Annotated in this window: 15 protein-coding genes and 2 pseudogenes; 8 read left to right on the forward strand and 9 right to left on the reverse strand. The window is 59.5% G+C overall.

Annotated elements, in window-relative coordinates:
* Positions 1–76: 76 nt before the first annotated feature.
* Positions 77–5329 carry a DUF6543 domain-containing protein gene (locus ABVN21_RS20625; RefSeq protein ID WP_339554270.1) on the reverse strand — a complete coding sequence of 1751 codons (5253 nt, stop codon included), beginning with the start codon at positions 5327–5329 and terminating at the stop codon, positions 77–79.
* 249 nt (positions 5330–5578) lie between these two features.
* Here ABVN21_RS20625 and ABVN21_RS20630 point away from each other — a divergent pair, with 249 nt between their 5' ends.
* Positions 5579–6706 (forward strand): HAMP domain-containing sensor histidine kinase, encoded by a 1128-nt coding sequence (locus ABVN21_RS20630; RefSeq protein ID WP_339554271.1) that lies wholly within the window; start codon positions 5579–5581, stop codon positions 6704–6706.
* Between the two features lie 94 nt (positions 6707–6800).
* Here the strand turns inward: ABVN21_RS20630 and ABVN21_RS20635 are convergent, their stop codons facing one another.
* Both ABVN21_RS20635 and ABVN21_RS20640 read right to left on the reverse strand, forming a co-directional pair.
* Positions 6801–7106: a chaperone modulator CbpM gene (locus ABVN21_RS20635; RefSeq protein ID WP_339554272.1), complete on the reverse strand. Its 306-nt coding sequence runs from the start codon at positions 7104–7106 to the stop codon at positions 6801–6803.
* A 23-nt stretch (positions 7107–7129) separates the two neighbouring features.
* The gene (locus ABVN21_RS20640) at positions 7130–8074 is read right to left on the reverse strand and encodes a DnaJ C-terminal domain-containing protein (protein ID WP_339554273.1); all 945 of its coding nucleotides are present in this window, start codon (positions 8072–8074) and stop codon (positions 7130–7132) included.
* 297 nt (positions 8075–8371) lie between these two features.
* On the opposite strand from ABVN21_RS20640, the gene ABVN21_RS20645 reads away from it, so the two are divergent.
* Positions 8372–9646 carry an Hsp70 family protein gene (locus ABVN21_RS20645; protein ID WP_339554274.1) on the forward strand — a complete coding sequence of 425 codons (1275 nt, stop codon included), beginning with the start codon at positions 8372–8374 and terminating at the stop codon, positions 9644–9646.
* A 71-nt stretch (positions 9647–9717) separates the two neighbouring features.
* Here the strand turns inward: ABVN21_RS20645 and ABVN21_RS20650 are convergent, their stop codons facing one another.
* The 3 genes from ABVN21_RS20650 to ABVN21_RS20660 all read right to left on the reverse strand — a co-directional run bounded on the left by ABVN21_RS20650 (position 9718) and on the right by ABVN21_RS20660 (position 12087).
* The gene (locus ABVN21_RS20650) at positions 9718–10731 is read right to left on the reverse strand and encodes a hypothetical protein (RefSeq protein ID WP_339554275.1); all 1014 of its coding nucleotides are present in this window, start codon (positions 10729–10731) and stop codon (positions 9718–9720) included.
* Between the two features lie 188 nt (positions 10732–10919).
* Positions 10920–11228, reverse strand: coding sequence for a PsiF family protein (locus ABVN21_RS20655; RefSeq protein WP_339554276.1), 309 nt, complete (start codon positions 11226–11228; stop codon positions 10920–10922).
* 64 nt (positions 11229–11292) lie between these two features.
* Positions 11293–12087 (reverse strand): helix-turn-helix transcriptional regulator, encoded by a 795-nt coding sequence (locus tag ABVN21_RS20660; RefSeq protein WP_339554277.1) that lies wholly within the window; start codon positions 12085–12087, stop codon positions 11293–11295.
* A gap of 97 nt (positions 12088–12184) precedes the next feature.
* On the opposite strand from ABVN21_RS20660, the gene ABVN21_RS20665 reads away from it, so the two are divergent.
* Positions 12185–13060 (forward strand): DMT family transporter, encoded by an 876-nt coding sequence (locus ABVN21_RS20665; RefSeq protein ID WP_339554278.1) that lies wholly within the window; start codon positions 12185–12187, stop codon positions 13058–13060.
* Positions 13061–13104: 44 nt separating this feature from the next.
* Here ABVN21_RS20665 and ABVN21_RS20670 read toward each other — a convergent pair whose 3' ends face one another.
* Positions 13105–13995, reverse strand: coding sequence for a triacylglycerol lipase (locus tag ABVN21_RS20670; protein ID WP_339554279.1), 891 nt, complete (start codon positions 13993–13995; stop codon positions 13105–13107).
* An 80-nt stretch (positions 13996–14075) separates the two neighbouring features.
* Positions 14076–14159 (reverse strand): annotated as a pseudogene (locus ABVN21_RS20675) (FMN-dependent NADH-azoreductase); the annotation flags it as partial.
* Positions 14160–14191: 32 nt separating this feature from the next.
* Here ABVN21_RS20675 and ABVN21_RS20680 point away from each other — a divergent pair.
* Positions 14192–14290: pseudogene (locus ABVN21_RS20680) on the forward strand (LysR family transcriptional regulator); the annotation flags it as partial.
* A 99-nt stretch (positions 14291–14389) separates the two neighbouring features.
* Here ABVN21_RS20680 and ABVN21_RS20685 read toward each other — a convergent pair.
* A complete protein-coding gene (locus ABVN21_RS20685; RefSeq protein ID WP_339554280.1) occupies positions 14390–16465 on the reverse strand; it encodes an AsmA family protein in 2076 nt (691 codons plus the stop codon).
* A 385-nt stretch (positions 16466–16850) separates the two neighbouring features.
* Here ABVN21_RS20685 and ABVN21_RS20690 point away from each other — a divergent pair, with 385 nt between their 5' ends.
* The 4 genes from ABVN21_RS20690 to ABVN21_RS20705 all read left to right on the forward strand — a co-directional run bounded on the left by ABVN21_RS20690 (position 16851) and on the right by ABVN21_RS20705 (position 19420).
* On the forward strand, positions 16851–17189 hold the full coding sequence (locus tag ABVN21_RS20690; RefSeq protein WP_339554281.1) for a hypothetical protein: 339 nt from the start codon (positions 16851–16853) through the stop codon (positions 17187–17189).
* A gap of 174 nt (positions 17190–17363) precedes the next feature.
* Entirely contained in the window at positions 17364–17996 is a 633-nt protein-coding gene (locus ABVN21_RS20695; RefSeq protein ID WP_034149662.1) for a TetR family transcriptional regulator, read from the forward strand.
* A 252-nt stretch (positions 17997–18248) separates the two neighbouring features.
* Entirely contained in the window at positions 18249–18749 is a 501-nt protein-coding gene (ureE, locus tag ABVN21_RS20700) for an urease accessory protein UreE (protein ID WP_339554282.1), read from the forward strand.
* On the forward strand, positions 18746–19420 hold the full coding sequence (locus ABVN21_RS20705) for an urease accessory protein UreF (RefSeq protein WP_339554283.1): 675 nt from the start codon (positions 18746–18748) through the stop codon (positions 19418–19420). Before ureE ends, ABVN21_RS20705 begins: the two co-directional genes overlap by 4 nt.

A 19420-nucleotide genomic window follows, 5' to 3' on the forward strand; every position in this document is an offset into this window, starting at 1 on the left:
GACGACCACTCACCATCCGTCATACGATTCAAAAAAGCCTCGAACACAGGATTCGAGGCGTTGATCCTGGTCGTAATTATTGACCTGGGATCACCCTGGCTCGCTGCAAGCGCGTACGCACTATCGCTTGTTGAGTGATCGATCTCAGTTTTTCTCGGGTCTGCTGATCGATGTCCGTCAACGCCTGGGTGTATTGCTCGTCAGTCATGACCTGCCCCCCGGCGAAAGCGTTTTCCTCTCTGCCCAACTCGCGACAAAGCGCTTTGATTTCCACCTCCAAAGCAGACTTGGCGGCCGGTTCGACGGCCTTGTTTCGTCGTTGCAGCGCATCCTGCAAATCCGTCGTGGCGTCGACCTGTCGCTTCAGAACGTTCAGTTCTTCGCCGTACGAAGACTCGAGCCAGGCTTTCCACACAGGCTGTTCGAGGATTCGATCTGCGAGCAAGTCGCCTTCCTCCAACGCCACAATCCGCAGAAACGCCGCTTCGATCATTTCCTTGCTGACCCCGGCGATCTTGCGGAACTGCATACCTCGTGCTTGCCAAGGCAGATCGAGACGTTGTGCCAGATCAGTCATGTAGGCCAGGTGGACTTCCACTTCATCGATGGTGCCGGTGACATTGCCCTGCCTGTCGATCCGCCGGAAGCTTTCGCCCGCTGCCAACCGCGACGCCACCCGCTGCCGGGCAATGGCGCCGAGCTCATTGAGCCGCGACTTGCCTTGCGCCAACTCCAGCAACCGCGCCTCGATCAGGTCTGCGCTGCCCAGTGCATGGGCCTCATGAATCAGCACCTGCATGCCCATGGCATTGAACAGTTGCGTGCCGCCATCCACGCATTCGGTGGGCGTCGCGGCTTCGTTGAACAGTTTGACCCGCAGTTCACTGTTCTCGGACATGGCCTCGATCATCCGCCAGACCTTGGCCGTCAGGTCCACCTGATAGGCGCCACCCGCCGTGAAGTCGGCGGACATCGTGAGCTTGCGGATTTCATTGAAGAACGGCACCGAGTCGAACTCATCCTCGACCGCGTTCCAGGCTTCCTGCTTCTCCTGCCATTGCCGCTCCGTCATGCCTGCCGACCATTCGGCACTGTCCATCGTGCCTCGGGGCGGGTACGGGCGCTCGGGATCCATGCCAAGGGATTCGGTGTACATCTTCAGGGTGTCGAGGTTGTCCGGCGAGATCCAGCGCGGTTCCCGGCTGATGACGGTACGCGCCAGCAACTCGGCGCGAAACGAACCGGGCGCGACTTCCGGTATCTGGCTGATCGGGTTGTGACGCAAATCGAGATAAATACTGCGAGGCCGTGATTGGGAGAACAGCCCGACAGGCCAGCCTTCCAGGCCTGTTTCGTTCAGCAACAGCACTTGCAACCACGGCATGCGGCTGATGTTGGGGGTGAGTTTCAACGGATTGCCACGCAGCCCTAAAGACTGCAACTGGGTCAGATTTTTCAATCGGTCGACCGCCATTACATCCAGCTCTATGCGGTTGTCATTGAGAAACAGGTCGGTGAGATGGTTCATGTCACTGATCACCTGCGGGACGGCGGTCAGCAGGTTGTCTTGCAGGTTGAGATAGCGCACTCGGCGAAACGAATCCAGGAAAGGCATGTGCGTGTCACGCAGTGCGCCATTGCGCAGGCTCACTTGGGTGACATGGTCGAAGTTGGCTTCCAGTTTTGGCAGCGTCTCCAGTAACAGGCGCAGATTGGCAACGTTATCCAGCATCAACGCTTGGGGGCGGATCACTCCGGCGGCGGCTACGCCTTCTGGCCCGGTACGCTGCCAGCACTGCCGGATCGCTTTGCAGACCAGGTCGCGCGCTCGCCACTCCGAAATGCCCGAGGGTGTAAAACGGAACGAAGTGGTCGGTGAGTCCATCCAGCGGCGCAGTGATCGGTTGAGTTGATTGAACTCAGCCTCAAGTGCGGCCACCCGTTGATGGGCCAAACCACCGTTACGATGGAACTCCGTCAACAGTGTGTCGACCTGCTCTGCGGTGCAGCCTGGATACAGCGATCGCAGCCGCCAGTGCAGATCCGACCCGGGCGGCACTTGCTGCGCGAAACCTTGCATACCTCCCCGCAGGCGCATGACTTGTGGATCGTAAGCCGGTTTGAGCACGGGGTTTTCACGCACGATCGGCTCGAATGACTGACGGTCCAGTGGCTGTGCCTTTACCGCTTGCTCAAGCCCAGAGGCGTCGTGGATTTCGAAGCCCAGGGCAACGCGCTGCGAGTCAGGCAATGCGTGCAATACCGCCGCGTATAACGTGTCGGCACCGTGCAGTTGTTGATCGCGCGTATCCCGCGCCTCGTATCGACCGTCCTCGCCCCTGATCAGCACTTTGCGCGTCGGTGCATCCACTGGGCCGATGCTGTCGCTCAACGCGCCGTCGAAAGAATATTGACGAATTTCCAGGCGCAAATCCGCTGGCCATCCCGGCAGTTTTGCCAGAGAGTGCAGTTCCAGTCGTAGCGTGTCGGGGTTGTGCAGTTCGTCGATATACAGGCCCTCGTAGGCCCGTGCCAGTCGCAGTTGATGTGCGGCCTCGCGCGCCTGTTCTGCCAGCCTCAGGGATACGCGTTTTTTCGCGGTGAGGTGCTGCACGTCAGAGGGGTGCGCATGCGCCAGCAATTCTTCGGCCATGCGGGTCGAGAGCTCCGCCCCGTCGCTTTTGAGCAGGCTCACCGAAGGATCGGTCGAACGCTCGCGCCGTGCATACAACCCATCGAACAGACGCCGTTTGTTTTGCCGCGCCTGCGCCGCCAATTGTTCGCGCAACGCTTCGATACGCCGCTGCGGATCACCGGAGAACCACTGGCCGAGCAGCTCACGAAGTGACGGTTCGTCCAGGAACCCGACCACTCGCCCAGGCAAGGCACCGCCAAGCAGTTCCTGCCGGGTGATCTGCAAGGTATCGACCGGCGGCGCATCGGCATAGCCGTCCTTGATCGACGAACCGGACAGCCCCGGCCCCTCGAATACTTCGATGGCTTTACCCTCAGGCCAACCCGGTAGCTCCGTCATGAATCGCGGGATAAACCCGGCCCACTCTTCACCGATTAGGTTGACCAGAATCTGTTCAGCGCAGGCTTCAGCATCGGCGTACGCGGTAAAGCGTTTGAGCGTGTCGACCAGCATCGCGGGCGGGGTTTCATGCTCGACGTGAAGCCGGCGCAGCGCATTCTCGTGCACGCCACTGACGGTCAACACCTGACCCAGGCTTTCATCGGAAAACCTGTCTACCGAAGCCCCCAGGCGCCTGAGCAATTGGCGACTGTCCCATTCAAGGGGTTGATCGAGTTCAGTCTTCCAGCTGCCGGCACCGTTATGTTCCAACCGCGGTTGGTAGGCGTCGGCACGGGTTGGATGCTGAAGGCCATGCTGCCCGGTGTTTGGATCCTGCTTGACGGCGTAACACTTCTCCTCGAGCCGCAGCACGTCCTTGTCTTGATGCCGATAAAGGCCCTTTTCGTTGACCGGTGCGTCCAGCGGCAAGGCAAGCGAATGCTCATAGGGACGCAGATCCGGGTTCCACAACCGCTCCCTGCCGCGTACCTCTACCGGTTTGAGGCCCTCGACGAATGGCGAGACCTTGATCGGCGTCAGCCTGCCGGCAGGCAGCACGTGCACGGCGCTCATGAGCGCCAACTGAGCAAAGTTGATCAGTACGCCGTTGAAGTAGGCTGAAGCCTCTTGTTTATCACCCTTGCTCCAGTCTTCGACCCCTTCTGCCACTTCGGCGAGCATTTGCGCGACCATGATGCCCAGCATCGCTTCACCGAGACCGGGCACCAGCATCGCGGCGAAATTGAACACGTTCCAGCCGATCGACAGGTAGCTGGTCAGGCGCTTGAAACGCGCTGCCGCATCTTCATCGTCGGTCGGCACGGCAATGAGCCTGGCATCGGCGATGGCCTTGTCGCGGCGCTCATGAAACAGCGTTACCCACAGGTCACCAGGGATGCGATTGGTGATAGGTTCTGCGTTGGGGTTCTCTACCGCGGTCTCCCGCCACCACGGGCCCATGTCGAGCGGTTCGCGCTGATGCCAGGTAAAGGTCGTGAAACGTTCGTTGACCCGGGTGAAGAACAGACCTTTGTCCTTCTGTGCCACGAACCGGCTAAAGAAGGCCTGGTACTCGGTATCGCGCAACTGGCCGATCAGCGTCTTCATGAACTCGGTCAGCGACGAGTATTCCTTCAAGGGGTGAACAGGGTCATCCGGGATGTAGGCGATCAACGGGCCGGACAAAAAACTCTGCTGATAAATATCCTCCCGGCGCAACCGCTCATCGTTCATGCCCCGCGGGCCATTGGCGAAGAACGCCTGTAGCAACTTGAACTGGTCGTACTCTTTACCGGGTAACACGGGAATACGCTGCGACCATTCGCTCCAGAATTTCAGCGAGTCAGGGGTCAATGCATCGATGGTTTTCTTCAATTCCGATGGGTCGGCTGTCGCACTGAACAGCACGATGCCGGTCAGCCTGAAGCCCATCAGTGATAAACGATGGCTGTGCAAAGGCTGGTCATGAAACATGATGTTGGGCTTGTTTTCCCGCAGGAGCCCGAGCTTGCTGTAGGCGTAGGCGCTGATATCGCCCTTTAGATGGGCGATCAGCGCTGCCACCTGAAAAGCGGCCTTTTCGCTGGCCACCGAGTCTTGCTGTAACGTCTGCTGCGCTTCCACGGCGCTGGGCAGCAGGACGGATTTGATGTGCCGCTGATATTGCCCGCCGATGTCCAGGCTTCGGCACATCGTCGCAAAACGTGTCAGGGCAATCGATGGCTCAAGCACAACGGCGCCGCCCTTGACCTTGCGGTAGATACCGGAGCTGTCGCGCCACGCGTCTTCAGCGGTTTCGGCCTCTTCAAAATTGTGTAGCGCCGCTTCCAATAGCGTGGAATGCCGAACGCGACTGGCCCCGGTATCGATGACAAAGGCAATGTTGCTGGGCACAGCCAGTTGCACGCTGAACGTGTCGACGTTCTCGACCGTATTGAAATTCGTTTTCAATGCCGTGCTCAGGATGGGCTCGGCGAAGGCATTGATGTCGTTTTGCAAGTCGCCCAGGGTCTTGTCCAGAACGCCTTGCAATCGGCCCTGTTCTTCAATCAATTCCTTGAGGTACTGGCGGTCCATTTCCCGCGCAGCGCTGTACCACTCGGGGAACTTGGGCCTTTGTGTTTCAAGAGTTTGCAGCCTCGCTGTCGAGGCCTTTTTTATCGCGTCGGGTATGACGGCCAGTACACGATCGTAATGAACGCCGTTGCTTTGAGCGGGCGTTTCCAGCGAGTTGCTTCCATGCAATTCAGACACTGTTCAATCACCTTGATGACAGGATGGGAGCCCACAGCCTTATGCACCCGCCCCTGAAAAAAAAGCCCAAATATCCGTTTAGCCAACGCGCTGGAAAGGCCTTTAAGGTTCGAAAAACAGGGAGCGTTCAATAGATATGTACCGCCAGAAACGCCGCCGCTTATGCCGCTGCATAAGCGGTCGTGTTTTTCCCGCCAAAGGGGCTACTATTCGAATCGTTTCCCTCCGATTCATGCTCAGGTAACTGCCATGCGCCTATCCGAATTCATCGCCTGTAACGTAAATCGCATCGTCGATGAGTGGGAGCAGTTCGCTAAAACCATTACCCCTGCTGCCGAATCCATGGACAGCGCCGCCTTGCGCGACCACGCAAAGTCGATCCTGCTGGCCGCCTCGCGGGACATGACCAAACCGCAAACGCCCAGTGAGCAAGCAGCCAAGGCCAAGGGTGAAGGCCCGGAAAAAACCCCGAGCCTGGACGAAGCCGGCGCCAGTCACGGTGAATTGCGCCATAACGTAGGGTTTGACCTGGTGCAGATGACCAGCGAATTTCGCCACCTGCGCGCTTGCGTGATTCGCCTGTGGGTCGACAGCCTTGAATCCCCCGACATGGCCTATTTCCAGGACATGATCCGCTTCAACGAAGCCATCGACGAAGCCCTGGCCGAATCCACGGCGGCCTATGCCGAGCAGGTCAATCACTCGCGGGACATTTTCCTGGCGATCCTCGGCCACGACCTGCGCGCGCCGCTGCAAGCGGTGAGCATGTCCATCGAACTGCTCCTGCGTAAAACCACGCTGCAGGGCGAGGCCCTGACCTGTGCGACCCACATCCAGCGGGGCACGCGACATATGGCGGTGATGGTCGGTGATTTGCTGGAGCTGGTGCGCAGTCGCCTGGGCAAGAGCCTGCCGATCGAGCCGACGCCCATGGATCTGGCCGAAGTTGCCCATGCGGCGATCGCCGATGCCTGCGCCGGTAATCCTGAGTGCGATCCGACCCTGAAAATACTCGGCGACGTGCATGGTGTCTGGGATCCGAGACGTATCGCCCAGTTGTTACAGAATCTGATCGGTAACGCCTTGCAGCATGGGTCGAATAAACGTGATGTCATGGTGACGCTAAAAGGCGGGCCGGACGCGGTTCACCTGATGGTGCATAACTTCGGCATACCGATTTCCGAAGACTCCATCGCGACGATCTTCGACCCCTTGGTGCGTAGCGCGGACGAAGAACTCGGCCAGCCTTCGACCAGCCTCGGGTTGGGGTTGTTTATCGTCAAGGAAGTGGTGAATGCCCATCAGGGCACAATTGAAGTCACTTCGAATGAAGAGGACGGTACGTTGTTTACGGTAGTGTTGCCCCGGAAGGTGTAACGCCTTTACGGCCGGTGGGCTGTTGTGAAGAAAATGCATTTGGGGCGAGAGAGCTTGCTCCCTCGCCACAGGTTCAGCGTCAGGCTTCGAAAAATTATTCCAGCACCAACCGCCCCAGCCGCTGCTTGAGCATCCGATTCTCCGCCCGCAATTGCTGGACCTCTTCGAGCAGGTCCAGCGCCAGCGCAACCCCTTCCCACTCCAACTCCAAATCGCGCCGCAGCTTGGCGGCGCGTTTGGCCAGGGTCAGTTCGTAATCGGTGAAACGCCAATCCTTGGGCACGGAGCCCTGAGGTTCGAGGATGCCGTGTTCGACAATTTCGATCACGTAGACGTCCGACAGGTCGGTCGCCTCACAGAATTCTGCCAGGTCCAGTTGAACGATCAGGGGGTTGCTCATGATGGGCTACTCCGTCTCTGGGATCAGAAATTTTCTCTTGGGTCGAATGCGGCTTTTTTCGCCAGTTCCTGCCATAAGGCCTTGATGTCGTCGTCCGATTTTTTCGGCATGACCGCCTTCAGCTGCACAAACAGATAACCGCGCTCACCGGCCTTGTTCAGCAGGCCATGGCCCTTGGCGCGCATGCGCTGGCCATTCTGGCTGCCGGCAGGAACCTTGAGGTTGATCTTGCCGGTCAGGGTCGGCACGGCGACCTCGGTGCCCAGCGCCAGCTCCCACGGCGCCAGCGGCAGCGTGATGATCAGGTTCTCGCCTTCGACATCGAATTTCGGGTGCGGCGCAAAACGTATCGTCAGGTACAGGTCACCATTGGCGCCACCACCGACACCCGGCGCGCCCTGGCCCTTGAGGCGGATGCGCTCGCCGTCGGTCACGCCGGCGGGGATCTTGACGTTCAGGCTTTTCGGGGTGTTGCTGACGTGCTGGCCGGCCGCATTGTATTGCGGTACCTGGAAGGTGACCTTCTTCGATTCGTTCGAGAGGGTCTCTTCGAGAAAAATCCCCAGTTCCATTTCCACGTCTTGCCCTCTACGCCCCGTACTGCGGCGCGACTCTCCACCACCAAAACCAGGGCCACGGTTACCGAAGATCGAACTGAAGAAGTCCGAAAAATCGCCGGTGTCCTGGCCACCGCCACCGAAACCGCCACGGCTCTGCCAGCCCGGTGGTCCCTGGAACGGTTGGCCATGCTGGCCGTAACGGCGCAAGTCGTCGTATTCGGCGCGTTTGTCGGCGCTTTTCAGCGCCTCATAGGCCTCGGAGGCGTCCTTGAACTTGGCCTCGGCGTCCTTTTCCTTGCTGACATCGGGGTGGTATTTGCGCGCGAGCTTGCGATAGGCGGCCTTGATCGCCTTGTCGTCTGCCGTCGGCTCCACACCGAGAATCTTGTAATAGTCTTTGAAGTCCATCGCGGGAATCACCATCCGTTATCGAAATCGCGCCACCTGCCACAGCATGCACTTTATTGCAGCACAGGATTTGACCGATCTCAGGGTTGTGACCGGGTAGCGCATCAGAAGTTTATCGGCAGCGGATGGGGCTTCTTGCGGTCGCCCCGTAGCTGTCCGGTTGATGCAGGGTAGTTTGGGGGTGATGAGGCATCTTTCAAGGCGCCGAAAGGCAAGATTTAGCGGATAGTCGGCCTTCGATTCTGTGCCGCTCTGACATACACTGCGCGGCCGTTTTTTAACCGGAACCTGAAAGACATGAAAAACGCATCTCCAGCCCGTGCCTGCGGCATCGACTTCGGCACGTCCAACTCCACCGTCGGCTGGCTGCGTCCCGGCGTGGAAACGCTGATCGCGCTGGAGGACGACAAGATCACCCTGCCTTCGGTGGTGTTCTTCAACATGGAAGAGCGCCGCCCGGTGTACGGCCGCCTGGCGCTGCACGAGTACCTGGAAGGCTACGAAGGCCGGCTGATGCGCTCGCTCAAGAGCCTGCTGGGCTCCAAGCTGATCAAGCACGACACCAGCGTCCTCGGCACGGCGATGCCGTTCAAGGACCTGCTCGGGCTGTTCATCGGTCAGTTGAAGAAGCGCGCCGAAACCACCGCCGGTCGGGAATTCGAAGAAGTGGTGCTGGGTCGTCCGGTTTTCTTTGTCGATGACGACGAAATGGCCGACCAGGAAGCGGAAAACACTTTGGTCGATGTGGCCCGCGCCATTGGCTTCAAAGACGTGTCGTTCCAGTACGAACCGATTGCGGCGGCGTTCGACTACGAGTCGACCATCGAAAAGGAAGAGCTGGTGCTGATCGTCGACATCGGCGGTGGTACGTCCGACTTCTCGCTGGTGCGCCTCTCCCCGGAACGTCGCAACCACGACAACCGCCACGACGACATCCTCGCCACCGGCGGCGTGCACATCGGCGGGACCGACTTCGACAAGCAACTGAGCCTGCAAGGCCTGATGCCGCTGTTCGGCTACGGCAGCCGCATGAAGAGCGGCGCCTACATGCCCACCAGCCACCACATGAACCTGGCGACCTGGCACACCATCAACTCGGTGTACTCGCAAAAGTCGACCCTGGCCCTGGGTAGCATGCGTTACGACATCGAAGACACCGGCGGCATCGATCGCCTGTTCAAGCTGATCGAACAACGTGCCGGGCACTGGTTGGCGATGGAAGTGGAAGAGACCAAGATCCAGCTGACCCACGCCGACAGCCGTCACGTGCCGCTGGACCGTATCGAAGCCGGCCTGAGTGTGGAGCTGAGCCGTGCGCTGTTCGAATCGGCCATCGACAATCTGCTGGAACGGGTACGCAACAGCGTGACCCAACTGCTGGCTGACGCTGACGTGCGGGTCGATCAGGTGGATACGGTGTTCTTCACCGGTGGTTCGAGCGGGATTCCGGCGCTGCGCAACAGCGTGTCGGCGATGCTGCCGAATGCGCGGCATGTGGAAGGGAATATCTTTGGCAGCATCGGCAGTGGTTTGGCGATTGAGGCAGCCAAGCGTTACGGCCCGATGAACTGATCCAAAACCGAGGTTGCTCCCATCGCTAGCAGGCTAGCGATGGCTTCAGATCAAGCAACACATCTCTCGGATCAAACCATCCCCACTTGCTTCAACTCGCTCTTCAGGTACGCGTAATAAATCGGCCCCGCCACCACCCCCGGCAGGCCGAACGCGGCTTCGAACACCAGCATCGCCAGCAGCAACTCCCACGACTTGGCACTGATCTGCCCGCCGACAATGCGCGCGTTGAGGAAGTATTCGAGCTTGTGGATAAAAATCAGGTAACCCAACGCCGCCAACGCCACCCAGATTGACAGCGACAGGCCGACGATGGTGATCAGGGTGTTCGACATCAGGTTGCCGATCACTGGCAACAGGCCGAGCAGGAAGGTCAGCACGATCAGGGTTTTGGTCAGCGGCAGCTTGATACCGAACATCGGCAGAATCACCGCCAGGAAAATCCCGGTGAAGAAGGTGTTGAGCAGGGAAATCTTGATCTGCGCGAATACGATGTTGCGAAACGCCTGAACCAGCAGGTGCAGACGATCAAACAACGCGGCGGCCAGCGGCTTGCGTTTGGTCAGGTCGGGAATGCGCTGCAGGGCGATGATCGCGCCGAGCACCATCCCGATCAGCAGCGTCACAAACATGTGCGCCGCGTCCTTGCCCACCAGTTGCAAATCGCTGAGGTGTTTGCTGACCCATTCGCCAATCGCCACGCGAAACTCTGCGGCACTGGCCGGCAGGTAGGCATCGATGAACGGCGGCAGTTGCCCGCGTGCGCGGTCGACCACGCCCATGAACTTGTCGAGGGAAGCGCCGGGGTTTTCGGCCTCGTGCAGCAGGAAGCTGATGGCGCCGGCGAAGATCAGCGACAGGACGCTGACAATCAGAGTTCCCAGCAACGCCACCGCCAGCCAGCGCGCACGCCGACCTTCGATCAATCGCTGAAGCTGCGGAGTGAGCATGTTGACCAGTTCGAACACCAACAACCCGGCCAACAGACTCGGTAGCAAGCGCAACGGAAGCACCAGCAGCAGTCCGCCGAAGATGATGACCCAGCTGATGACCAGCAAAACATGACGCTGAGAAAACGTTGGCATACAGCCTCAAAACGAACGGCGTAAAAGGATTGGCAGTCTGCCAGCGTTCGGGTGACAGCACTAGGGATTGTGTGGGTCGACCTTGGTCGGGGGCTCAGGCTTTTTTTGCAGCGTCTTGAACCGCCTCATCGCTAGCAGGCTAGCGATGAGGCCCTCACTGGCCCCCCCCCACAAATTCCGCTGAATGTTCATTTCTTCTTCAGACAATCACTCATGAACACCTTGCGCTCGTCACCCTTGAGGGCCTTGGTGGTGGCGTCGGCATTGCAGGTTTTCATTTTTTCCTGCTGCGGCGTCAAGGTCGTCGGGGCATCGGTTGCCGCCGGCGTGGCTTTCAGGCAATTGCTCATGAAGAGTTTTCGCTCATCGCCCTTGAGGCTTTTGGCGCTGGCGTCGGCGTTGCAGGTGGTCATCTTGTTCTGTTGTTCCGTGGCGGCGAAACCCTGGGAGCAGAGCAGCAACCCGATCATCAACAAAGGGACACGCAGAAACTTCATGGAGTTTTCTCCTGGGCGCCGTACCGGCGGGAACGGCCATGTTTTGCAGTGTAGACAACAGCTGTTACACCTTCCTTGTTTGTAGATGGCTCCGTCGATATTGCTCCGGCGTGCACCCGGCCTGGCGCTGGAACATCGCGATAAACGCCGAGCCGGTGCTGTAGCCCATGTCGAAGGCGACTTCCTGAATGCTGCGATGGCTGTCCAGTGCTTCAATCGCCGCAAGAAACCGCAAGCGCTGGCGCCACTCGCCAAAACTCATGCCCAACTCGCGGACAAACTGCCGCGCCAGGGTGCGTTCACTGACATGAATGTGCGTCGCCCAATCCGCCAGCGGCCGGTTATCCCCAGGCTCGGCTTGCAGGGCTTCGAGTATGCCAAGTAGCCCCGGACTGCTGGCATAGGGCAGATAACACTCTTGCACTGGCGCCAGTTGCAGTTGATCCACCAGCACCTGGGCCAGACGCTTGTCCGCCTCCTGCTCAGGAATCTTCACGTCGCGGGTGGCAAAATCCTTGAGGATGGCCTTGAGGATGTCGCTGATGGCCAGGGTGCAGGCCTGTTGCGGCAAGTCACGGCATAACGCAGGTGCAAGACAGACCGCGCGGTAATTGATTGGCTGGTTGCTGTAGAAGCTGTGTTCCGTCTCGGGCGGGACCCATACCGCATATTGCGGTGGCGACATGAAACGTCTGTTGCCGATTTCCATGTGCAACACACCGTTGGCCGAATACTCCAGCGTGCCCCAGGGGTGCCGGTGCGCCGAAGCGTATTCGTGCGTGTCGAAGTCGGCGTAGCGGAAGTACACCGGGGCCGGCAGTTCGCTGAAATCCAGCAGGTCGATGTGTTTACTGGTCATGCTGTCCGTATTCAGGGGCCGGTTGTCTGGATCGAAGTATAGGCTTGTATTCAGACAGGGGATAATTGCCCCTCATTAACGTTCTGGTTTTTCCCTGATGCAATACGCGTATCCCCTGCTGGCCATTTTCATATGGGCCGGCAACACCGTGATCACCAAAATGTCAGCCGGGGCGATCTTCCCCGCCGAGATCGGCTTCTACCGCTGGCTGCTCGCCGGACTGTTGTTCTCGCCCTTCATGCTTAAACCGGTGATCGCCCATTGGCCGATGATCCGCCCGAACCTCGGCAAGATTTTCATCCTCGGCGTGCTGGGCATGGCGGTCTATCAGAGCCTGGCGTATTTCGCTGCGAGCCTGACCTCGGCCACCAACATGGGCATCATCCTGTCGCTGATGCCATTGATGTCCCTGGCCATGGCGATCATCAGCCTCGGTCAACGCCTGACTATCGGCGCCCTGGCCGGTGCAGTGCTGTCGTTCGCCGGGGTATTGGTAGTCGTCTCGTCCGGCAGCCTTGGTGTACTACTGGAACATGGGGTGAACCTGGGCGACGCGATGATGCTGATCGCCACACTGGCTTATGCGATCTACAGCACCCTGCTGAAAAAATGGCAGCTGCGCTTGCCGCCGCTAGTGTTGCTGTATTTGCAGGTGTTGGTGGCGGTGGTGGTGCTGTTTCCGCTGTTCCTTGCCTCGCAGAAAACCGGCCTGACCCTACAAAATATTCCACTGGTGCTGTACGCCTGTTTGCTGGCTTCGATGGTCGCGCCGTTGGCGTGGATGCAGGCCGTAGTGCGTCTGGGGCCGAGCCGAACCACGTTGTTTTTCAATTTGCTGCCGTTGATTACCGCGCTGATTGCGGCGGTGGTGTTGCATGAGCAGTTGGCGATGTACCACTTGGTGGGCGGGATGTTGACGTTGGGTGGGGTGATTCTCTCCGAGCGCTGGACGACCGTATTCGGTCGCACTTAATTCTTTTGTGGCGAGGGAGCTCGCTCCCTCGCCACAGGGGCAATCTAAAGCCCTGCCGCTTTCAACCGCGCCGCATGCTCGACAAATAACCGAATCGGCTCCGCCCCTTTGCCCACCAACCCCAGCGACTGATTGACGATGTCGAAGTGATCCAGCGGATACTCGTCACCAATCACCGTCCCCAGGTGCGAGCTATACCGCCCGACCATCCCGTCACAATGCCCGGCTTCGCGGACGAAGGTCTTGGCAAACAACCGGCAACTGCGGTTGGTGCCATCGAGCACGTTGCGTCCGCTATCCGTCTTGCCCGGCTGCAAGGTGCCGGACCACGAGTAATACCGCACACCATTGACCTCTTCCGGCCCCTGCCCGCCCCAAGTCTCGGGCAACCCTTGTGGGTATCGCTGATTGAACAGCGCCACCCCTTCGGTGGTGAGTGAGTGATGGGACGCATGAACATCCACGGGAAATTTGGGCCCGCGATAACCGGTTTCCAACAGGCTCATCAGGGCAGCGATCATCCGCAGCAAAAAGGTCAGCAGCCGGCCTGTGGCGCTGTCATGGGGATAATGTTTGTGCAGATAGTCCGCCAGTTCCGAGCCATGATTCGGCCCTGCCACCGACGTCACCGACGCCACCCAATCCGGGCGCTTGGCGGCAGCATACCGGGCCGTCAGCGAACCTTGGCTGTGGCCGATCAGGTTGACCTTTTCCGCCCCGGTCTCGCGCAGAATCTCCTCAATACGCGCCAGCAGCTGCTCGCCTCGCACCTCGCTGGAGTTGAGCGGCGAAACCTGCACCGCGAACACCACTGCACCACCCTGGCGCAGCGCCGAAATGATCCCGTACCAGTACGGATAAAGCACCAAACGAACAAACCCGAGCATTCCCGGGACCAATACCATCGGATAACGCGTGGCGGAACCTTGCGACATGGGCGGACATCCTTGTGATCGGTGAGGTAACGCAAGGCTGGATGCAAGACATCCGCCAAGCATCACCAGCGAACGTGACAACGGTGCGACAGCCGCGACTGCGGGTGACGAGCCTGCCAAGCCGAAAGAAACACCTCGGCCAAACGCCGCGAATGAGAACTCAATGTTCGCCTCGTTGCCGCTGACCGCCTGCACGCCGACGCTGATCAGCGTGCGCTGGCACAACTCCAAGCTCTATGCCCACGGCTGGGAGGCCGGGTGTTCGCGGTCCGGCGAGAACTGGTTGCGACCTGCAGCGTTTATCGGCCGCCATCGCGGGCAAGCCGCTCCCACAAGTACGGCGATCCCCTGTGGGAGCGGGCTTGCCCGCGATGGCGTCAGCACAGACGCCCGATTATCGGGTGGGTTTGACGGTTACTGGCGCCTTGCCCGCCTTCATCTGTTCCAGCAGCGGCGCACACTGGTTCGGCTCGCCCCCGCTCGGTGCCACCAACGCCAGCAAACCTGCCGCCGGCGCGGCAATCACGCCGAGCGCCACCATCCCGGCCCCGCGCAACATCAATGGCACCGCCTTCACACCCGCATCAGGCTTGATGAACTTACCCCGCACGTACAGTGGCGAACGCAATGAAATCAAGCGCCAGCCTTTGGATTCCGGGGTGATGGTCAGGTCCAGTTGTTCTGTCGCCATGTTCACGGTGCCATCGATGTAGACGATCGCGTTCTCGGTATCGAAGACAAACAACCGGGTGCTAGCCAGACCGCTTTTGATATCTAAGTCAGCGGCGGCGCAGTTGATCTTCACTTCTTTGTCACCAAAAATCCGCCCGACTACATAGTTGCCGACGTTCAGACCGGCCAGCTCCATCAACTCGCGACTGATGGCGCCGTCGTTGATCAGCATTTTCAGATTGCCATTGGCGCTGCCCAGCAATTTCGCCACTGAGTTACCGCGACCGCTGATGTCGGCATCGCCATTGAGCTCGCCGAAACTGGTTTTCATCGGTTCAAAGGTCGGGAACAACTGTTTGAGCTTGAAACCGCGCGCGGTGAGTTTGGCCTTGCCTTCCAGGGGATCGGTGTGACCGTCCAGGCGAATTTGAGCATCCAGCTTGCCCCCGGCTACGCCGAAGCGCAGCGGCTCGAGGCTGAGCACGCCATCGGTGAGCACCAGGTGCGTGTAAAGATCATTGAATGGCAGTTTTTCGCTGTGGACGATGCGTTTGCCGGTGAACTCGACATCAGCGTCCATATCGCGCCAGCGCTCGGTCTTGAACTCTTCGACCGGCAAAACCTTGTCCGCCGGTTGCTTGCTCTCGCCGCCACGGGCCTTTTGCTTGGCGTTTGAGTCGGCGCCGATCAGTGGCGCCAGGTCGGCAAACAGAAGTTGATTGGACAGCAACGAACCACTGAGTTTTGGCCTCGGCTGACTGGCAACGTAGGCCAGGTTGCCATGGATATCGCTGGAGCCGATCTTGCCGTTGAACTCTTCATAGCGGAACACCGCGCCCCCCGGCTCATGCAACTTGGCAATCAGGTGACCGTCGGTGGCATAGGGCGGTGTGTCCGGCAGGATCACGCCGGTCAGCGGGTAGAGATTGCCCAGGCTGGTACCGGCCAGTTTCAGGCGCAGGTCCAGAGCGCCGAGGTTCAGCGGATCGGTCAGGGTGCCAGCGAGCTGGACGCTGGTGTCGGCAATCTGCACTTGAGCCTGCAACGGAAACGGCGTGGCGGAATCCTGCAAGGCCAACAAGCCGCCGATCTTGCCCTGCCCCGTGAGTTTCTGGCCGCGATACTGACCTTTGACCTTCAACGCGAAAGCGTAGTCCTGGGGCGCATTGCCCTTCTCCTGCACGGTTTTCGCGGCTTTGTCACCGACGATATCGCTGAACGGGATCGGCTTGCCGAGCGGGTCGATCAGCAGGTCGAGTTGAGTCTTCAAGCTTTGATCGTCGAGGGTGACGTGGCCCTTATCGAAGCCGATCGCGCCGATGTCCACTACCCACGGAGAAGGTTCGGCGTTCGGGTCTTTCGGATCGAACTTGAACGTCCAGTTGGCGCGACCGTCAGCAAGGCGTTGCAGCTCGGCATTGGGTTCGGTGAGGTCGATGCGCGGGATCACCACGCGCTGAGCCAGCAAGGCCAGCGGCGAGATACGCAGCTCGACGCGTTTGAGCGTGGCCATCTGTGGCGTTTTCGACCAGTCCGGATTGCCCAGGCTCAAGTCTTCGGCCACCACATGCGGCCACGGCACCCAGGATCGCCAGCCGCCCTCGCCGATCTCGCGGCGCCAGACCACTGCCAGGTTGCCGTTGATGGCGAATGGGCGGTGCAGTTCCTCGGAAACCTTGGCGTTGAGGGGTGGTTTGATTCGGTTCCAATCGAAGAACACGATGACCAGCACCAGCACCGCCAACAAGACAACAAGGCTGGTGAAGGTCCAGGCGAGAACTTTACGAGTGCGCGTCATTGCACAGGGCTCCTGATACGACTGAACGCCTCGACCGCGACGCCCATGAAAACGCTGGGCCAGAACCGGCCCGCTATGACATCTACGACTGGCAAACGGCCCGCAGGTTTAATCGAAAAACCGTTTTTGACGTAATTGACCGGTCGAATTCGCCTTTCCCCTCTCTCTAGCGTTACCGGCTCCGCACTTTTGCGAGGCGCGAGTGAGTCGAAAATACCCATCTCCGTGCAAAAGCAGCGGCCAGAAACGCCCGGTTTACAAGGGCTGCAGAGAACAATCAATTCCGTTGATTATTAACATTGCGTTTATGAACTTTTATATCGACTTATCGAGAGTAGCATTGCCCTCGTACCCAATTTATTGCCCTCCTACGGAGCACCCCATCATGAAACGCCAACTTCTACTTAGCCTTACCCTTTCATTGCTGGCCAGCAGCGCTTTTGCTCTGCCAGCGGCTGAACAGGCCACCCCGCAAGTTAAAGACTCTCACTCGGTATTCAGCCAAACCGTCGCCGCCGATGGTTCCGACCGCACCCCTGGTCAAACGCTGGCCGAAGGTGGTAACGACCGCCTGAAAGAAAAAAACCTGATCACTGAAGACGGCTACGACCAGACTCCACAAGGTAAAACTGTTGCTGCTGACGGTTCTGATCGCACCCCAGGCCAAACCCTCGCCGAAGGCGGTGGTGATCGTGTAATCGAACGCAACAGCGCTACGAGCTAAGCCCATGGCGGCCCTGAAAAAAAGCCCAATCACCGGATTGGGCTTTTGATTTTCTGGCTGTTTACTTAATAGAAGCCGCGCCATTCCCCCGCTTATTCCCCCATCGTCGTTCGACGCCGGCAAAGCCGATTTGCTAGAGTGCGCCGCTGTCCTACTTCAGAAAACGCCCCTGCGATGCTGCCCCGCGCCGAACAGAAACAACAGACCCGAAACGCCCTGATGGACGCTGCCCGCCATTTGATGGAAGGCGGCCGAGGATTCGGCAGCCTGAGCCTGCGCGAAGTGGCGAAAACGGCCGGGATCGTCCCTACCGGTTTCTACCGGCATTTCGCCGATATGGATCAGTTGGGCCTGGTGCTGGTGAGTGAAGTCGGCCAGACCTTCCGCGAAACCATCCGCCTGGTGCGACACAACGAGTTCGTGATGGGCGGCATCATTGATGCGTCGGTGCGGATCTTTCTCGACGTGGTATCGGCCAACCGTTCGCAATTTCTGTTTCTCGCCCGCGAACAGTACGGCGGCTCGTTGCCGGTGCGGCTGGCCATCGGCCGTCTGCGCGAAAACATCAGCTCGGACCTGGCGGCCGATTTGTCGTTGATGCCGAAACTGCAACACCTGGACATCGCCGGCCTGAGTGTCATGGCGGACCTGATCGTCAAAAGCGTTTTCGCTACATTGCCGGACATCATCGACCCGCCGGCCGAGGCGTTGCCTGAGCATTTGACACCCCAGGCGAAGATTACCCAGCAGCTGCGGTTTATCTTTATTGGGTTGAAGCATTGGCAAGGGCTCGGCAGTACCGAGTGATGCCCTAAAAGATCGCAGCCTGCGCCAGCTCCTACACAGATTCAGTAATTCTGTAGGAGCTGGCGCAGGCAGCGATCTTTTTTTGTGCGCCGCAATTTGGTGCACATTAAAAACTCTACGCACCAACATCACCCAAAACCCGCGCCCGACCTAACCTCATCCTACCTTTCCCACAGGCATTTCCTACAATTCCCCGCGATTGGCAAGGCCCTTGCTCTAGCCTGAGCATTGTCCATTGCTGGAAGTTTTCTGATGCTGGTGATTCATCGCAGAATCGACCCTCAACCCGTCTGGGCCGCCGAGTTGCACCTGACCTTCGAAGCCCGGAGCAAGAGTCGTTTGCGCTGTTTCAGTGCCGAGGGCGAAGACGTCGGTTTGTTTTTGGAGCGCGGGCAACCGCCACTGCATGACGGCGAATGCCTGCAAGCCGAAGACGGGCGCATCGTGCGCGTTTGCGCCCGACCCGAACAACTGTTGCACGTCACCTGCGCCAATGCCTTCGAACTGACCCGCGCCGCCTATCACTTGGGCAATCGCCACGTCGCCCTGCAAGTCGGCGATGGCTGGTTGCGCCTGCTCGATGATTACGTGCTCAAGGCCATGCTCGAGCAACTGGGCGCCACCACCGAACACATCGAAGCCCCGTTCCAGCCGGAACACGGCGCTTACGGCGGCGGTCATCACCACTCGCGCCACGGCGATGAAGATTTCAACTACCCGCCAAAATTGCACCAGTTCGGCGTGCGTCCATGAACCCGGCCTGGGCGCTATTGCGTCTGGCCAGTCCGCAATTGCCGATTGGCGGCTACAGCTATTCCCAGGGCCTGGAGATGGCGGTGGAGAACGGTCGCGTGCACGACCCCGACAGCGCGCGGCGCTGGATCAGCGATCAATTGCTGCTGAACCTGGCGCGCTTCGAGGCTCCGCTGCTGCTCGCCCATTGCGTGGCCGCCGCCGAGGAAAACTGGAGCGAACTGCTGCAGCGCTGCGAAGATCACCGCGCCAGCCGGGAAACCCGCGAGCTGCATCAGGAGAGCCGCCAGATGGGCTATTCCCTGCAACAACTGCTCAACGGTTTGCCGGAACTGGACGCGCCGGCCCGCGCCTTCCTCGAACAACGCCCGGAACCGCATCTGGCCCTCGGCTGGGCGCTGGCCGCTCGTGCCTGGCAGATCAACCCGCAGGATGCACTGGCCGCGTGGCTCTGGAGCTGGCTGGAAAACCAATTGGCAGTACTGATGAAAACCCTGCCGCTGGGCCAGCAAGCCGCCCAGCGCCTGACCAGCGAACTGCTGCCGCTGCTGCAACAAGCCCAGCAAAACGCCACCCGAATCCACCCCGAACACTTTGGCAGCGCCGCTTTCGGCCTGTCCCTGGCGTGTATGGCCCACGAGCGCCAGTACAGCCGCCTCTTCCGTTCCTAG

It is taken from the genome of Pseudomonas sp. MYb327 (assembly GCF_040438925.1).
GTDB lineage: Bacteria > Pseudomonadota > Gammaproteobacteria > Pseudomonadales > Pseudomonadaceae > Aquipseudomonas.

Coding starts and splice junctions, on each gene's coding strand:
- ureE (WP_339554282.1), top strand. CDS start 18,249: ATGCTGGTGATTCATCGCAGAATCGACCCTCAACCCGTCTGGGCCGCC.
- ABVN21_RS20685 (WP_339554280.1), bottom strand. CDS start 16,465: ATGACGCGCACTCGTAAAGTTCTCGCCTGGACCTTCACCAGCCTTGTT.
- ABVN21_RS20695 (WP_034149662.1), top strand. CDS start 17,364: ATGCTGCCCCGCGCCGAACAGAAACAACAGACCCGAAACGCCCTGATG.
- ABVN21_RS20645 (WP_339554274.1), top strand. CDS start 8,372: ATGAAAAACGCATCTCCAGCCCGTGCCTGCGGCATCGACTTCGGCACG.
- ABVN21_RS20660 (WP_339554277.1), bottom strand. CDS start 12,087: ATGACCAGTAAACACATCGACCTGCTGGATTTCAGCGAACTGCCGGCC.
- ABVN21_RS20650 (WP_339554275.1), bottom strand. CDS start 10,731: ATGCCAACGTTTTCTCAGCGTCATGTTTTGCTGGTCATCAGCTGGGTC.
- ABVN21_RS20690 (WP_339554281.1), top strand. CDS start 16,851: ATGAAACGCCAACTTCTACTTAGCCTTACCCTTTCATTGCTGGCCAGC.
- ABVN21_RS20630 (WP_339554271.1), top strand. CDS start 5,579: ATGCGCCTATCCGAATTCATCGCCTGTAACGTAAATCGCATCGTCGAT.
- ABVN21_RS20665 (WP_339554278.1), top strand. CDS start 12,185: ATGCAATACGCGTATCCCCTGCTGGCCATTTTCATATGGGCCGGCAAC.
- ABVN21_RS20640 (WP_339554273.1), bottom strand. CDS start 8,074: ATGGACTTCAAAGACTATTACAAGATTCTCGGTGTGGAGCCGACGGCA.
- ABVN21_RS20670 (WP_339554279.1), bottom strand. CDS start 13,995: ATGTCGCAAGGTTCCGCCACGCGTTATCCGATGGTATTGGTCCCGGGA.
- ABVN21_RS20635 (WP_339554272.1), bottom strand. CDS start 7,106: ATGAGCAACCCCCTGATCGTTCAACTGGACCTGGCAGAATTCTGTGAG.
- ABVN21_RS20705 (WP_339554283.1), top strand. CDS start 18,746: ATGAACCCGGCCTGGGCGCTATTGCGTCTGGCCAGTCCGCAATTGCCG.
- ABVN21_RS20655 (WP_339554276.1), bottom strand. CDS start 11,228: ATGAAGTTTCTGCGTGTCCCTTTGTTGATGATCGGGTTGCTGCTCTGC.